Annotated in this window: 3 protein-coding genes; all 3 read left to right on the forward strand. The window is 38.9% G+C overall.

Going from position 1 to position 3,664, the window contains the following annotated elements:
- The first annotated feature begins 249 nt into the window (after nt 1–249).
- The 3 genes from A37S_RS0122265 (at nt 250) to A37S_RS0122280 (ending at nt 3,585) form a co-directional block, all read left to right on the forward strand.
- Complete coding sequence (locus A37S_RS0122265) at nt 250–1,158, forward strand: helix-turn-helix domain-containing protein (RefSeq protein WP_028298852.1); 909 nt, start codon at nt 250–252, stop codon at nt 1,156–1,158.
- 374 nt (nt 1,159–1,532) lie between these two features.
- A complete protein-coding gene (locus A37S_RS26485) occupies nt 1,533–2,471 on the forward strand; it encodes a helix-turn-helix transcriptional regulator (protein WP_028298853.1) in 939 nt (312 codons plus the stop codon).
- Nucleotides 2,472–2,754: 283 nt separating this feature from the next.
- The gene (locus A37S_RS0122280) at nt 2,755–3,585 is read left to right on the forward strand and encodes a carboxypeptidase-like regulatory domain-containing protein (RefSeq protein ID WP_028298854.1); all 831 of its coding nucleotides are present in this window, start codon (nt 2,755–2,757) and stop codon (nt 3,583–3,585) included.
- The last annotated feature ends 79 nt before the right edge of the window (nt 3,586–3,664 follow it).

Genomic DNA, 3,664 nt, shown 5'->3' on the forward strand with positions numbered 1-3,664 from the left:
GGCTTTTTTATCTAATGAAAATATTTACTGATAATCAGTAAGTTAAGTGAGTTTATTGCCTGTTTTTAAGTTTATCCGTTTGGTAGTGATAGGAAATATACTGAATGCAATGTCAATCATTTTGATAATGGCTTTGGCTTTAAGAGCAGGAAATATTAAAATAGTTTTGATGGAAATTCCGTTTTTAATCATTCCATTAGTTATGATTTGGCTGAAATATCCGTTTAAAAATTAAACTAACTTTGTACTATGTCTAATACGAAACCATATAGAATACAATCCATAACGGAAATACACCGTTTAATGGGGCTTCCAAAGCCACATCACCCACTCATCGGCATCGTTGATTTGAAAGGGCTGAAAAGTGACCCGGCTATCAATGCCGTTATATTTGACTTATATGTCGTATCATTAAAAAGAGGTTGCGACAAGCTTTTTTACGGACAACAGAAATACGATTTTGACGAAGGCTTAATGGCTTTTATGTCGCCAGGGCAAATTTTGCGTGGAGAAGAAAACGGAGTACCGCATAATATAGAAGGCTGGATGCTATTCATTCATCCTGATTTTTTATGGAATACGACACTTGCTGCGAAGATTAAAAAATACGAATACTTTGATTATTCTGCAAACGAAGCCTTGTTTCTTTCTGACAAAGAAGAATCCCTCATAAATGACATCGTAAAAAATATTCAAAACGAGTATCATTCCAACATTGACAAATTCAGTCAGGACATTATCATTTCGCATCTTGAAACATTGCTGAACTATGCAGAACGTTTTTATCAACGTCAATTCATTACCCGAAAAATCAGCAATCACCAAATCCTTGACCGGTTGGAAAAACTACTTTCAGATCACTTTGACAGCGACGGTCTGGTAACGAAAGGCTTGCCGACAGTTCAATACATTTCAGATAATTTAAACGTTTCACCTACCTATTTGCGTAGTTTGCTCAAAACATTAACGGGACAAAGCACACAGCAACATATACATGACAAGTTAATTGAAAAAGCCAAAGAAAAACTATCCACGACAGACTTATCAGTAAGCGAAATTGCTTACGAATTGGGTTTTGAACATTTACAGTCGTTCAGTAAGTTGTTTAAAACCAAAACCAATGTTACACCCCTGGAGTTTCGGAAATCGTTTAATTGAGACTATTTTAAACCATCAAAAAAAGCAAAATGTTTTGAAGTTACGTTTATCGCAACAGGACTGACTTTCATTCCACCTGAAAATTCATACTATATTTTTCCATTGTTTATACGAAAGTGCTACTACACCGCTTTACCACGATGGAACTTATTTCTGAAAACAAAGGGACTATGCTGCGCCCCGCCATCAGATAGCAGAAAAGTAGCCAAATAGAACGGATAACAACACGGTAGACAGGTGCCTGTCCCATCATATCCGATCAGTCAATCGAAACTCATAAAATTAGATTTGATATTGCTATGATGAAGCGAAAAAAAAGAAAACGATAATATTGCACATCATATTAATTTTTGGATGCATTTGGCGCAATAATCATGAACAATAAAGCTATACCTACATTGAAGCACGCGTCGTTCAATAGTGACTTTAAACATAGAAAGGAGGTTTCAATAAAGGGATTGTCCATATTTCGGGCAAGCTTAAAAAGTACTGAAGATACCGATATCTACCCTAGGCTGGCAAAAAATTTCAGATCGGACTTCTTCTCCATTATACTCATCCTGGAAGGATATATGGACATCAAAATTAACTTCGAAGACATGAGAGTAACCAACGGAAGTTTGCTTATAAGTGATCTGACAAGCGTGAAACAAGTGGCAAAGTTCAGCGATAATCTTTCCATAGTGGGGCTTAGCTTTACGACAGACTTTGTGCAGCATATCAGGTATTCAGAGAAAATCTTTAGGGTCATGGAACTTTTTGGATATAAGTTCCACCATGTATGGCGGTTAACTAAAAAAGAAGAAATGATGTTCAATAGTTTATTGGAAGGATTGGAACAAAGGCAGCTGAAGGTAAACGGTCATTCTTTCGGAATGGATTTGTTAATCAATGGTTTCACCGACCTACTGTACGAGTTGGCAGAAGTAGGCAATAAACATCACCGCTCCTCCGACACCAATTTAGGTCGTAAGGATGAGCTGGTACATGGCTTTCTACAACTTGCCACAAGACACCATATGGCAGAGCGCCATCTTTCGTTTTATGGCGATAAGCTCCATGTCTCTACCAAATACCTTTCTGAAACTGTAAAAGAGATTACACAGAAAACCGCCGGAGAGGTACTGGACACACTCGATTTCATGGAAGCCAAAAGACTGCTCGATGAAACGGAGATAGACATCGGCACCATTGCTTTTGAAATGAATTTTGGAAGCCCGGCTTTTTTCAGCAAGTTTTTCAAGCGCATGGGCGGCTTGTCGCCCCGTGATTACCGCAACCGGTATGAAAACAAACAGGCACATTTTACTTAATCTTGGTTTTTTTGTCCAAAACAGGGCGATAACCGTAAAAAAGGAAAGTTTTGGCGCCATTTATATCTTTTCCTGTACGTTCTCCGCAATTATCTTTGCACCTCCCAAAATTGGATTTGCATTGAGTTGTACCTCAAATTCGCTACGAGTACCTGGAAATATCGGGCAGGAACAGAAAAACATATAAATCATACGTAACATTTAACATACTAAAAAGTCAAACATGACAATACCAGCAGATTACTGCAAAATTAATTTCTTCAATAAATTGTTGAGAAACAATATGTTTAATATATTCAAAATAGGCCTAACGGCTTTTTTATCCTTAGTCATTTCCCTGGTTTCGGCGCAGACCCTTGTAAAAGGAGTCATCCGCGATGCGCAATCGGGAGAGACGCTTCCTTTTGCTACCGTACAGGTACCTGGCACCAAAATAGGTACATCTGCAGATATAGACGGACGCTACAGCCTGAGGATAGATGGGGACGCCAAGGCTGTTCAGTTTGCCTATATTGGCTATATCACCCAGGAACAAAGCATTCAACCAGGCGTGGAGCAGACCATCAACGTGAAACTGGAAGTCAACGCCAATATGTTGAGCGAAGTGGTTATCACTGGGCAAAAATCCCGCTACCGCAATAGAGATAACCCAGCGGTGCAGCTTATCAGGCAGGTGATAGCCCACAAGGACTCCAATAGAATGGGGTCACATCCTTTTGAAGAATTCAAGCAATATGAAAAGGTCTCCTTATCGCTCAGCAATATCAGTGATAAATTCCGCAACAGAAAGATCTTCAAGAATTACCAGTTTCTATTCAAGGAGCAAGATTCAACGGAAATAGGCGGCAAGACGATACTACCGGCTTACATGACCGAAAAGCTCACACAAGTCTATTCCCGTAGAGATCCAGACAAGAAAAAGGAAATTGTACTGGCCGAAAAAAACGCCCAATTTGACAGGCAGTTCATTGACAGCGAAGGCATGAAGGACTATGTAAACAGGCTGTATGAAAATATTGACATATACGACAACAATATTTTATTGGCTACCAACCAGTTTCTTAGCCCTATTGCCGGCACTGCTCCCACATTTTATAAATTTTATCACTACTGACCGACAAAAAATAATTTAAGGAGCTGCCATATCTGGCAAGCTCCTTTTTTCATATTTTGGTTTTACGACAAACTAAAAA

This window comes from Olivibacter sitiensis DSM 17696 (assembly GCF_000427965.1).
GTDB classification, from domain to species: Bacteria; Bacteroidota; Bacteroidia; order Sphingobacteriales; family Sphingobacteriaceae; genus Olivibacter; species Olivibacter sitiensis.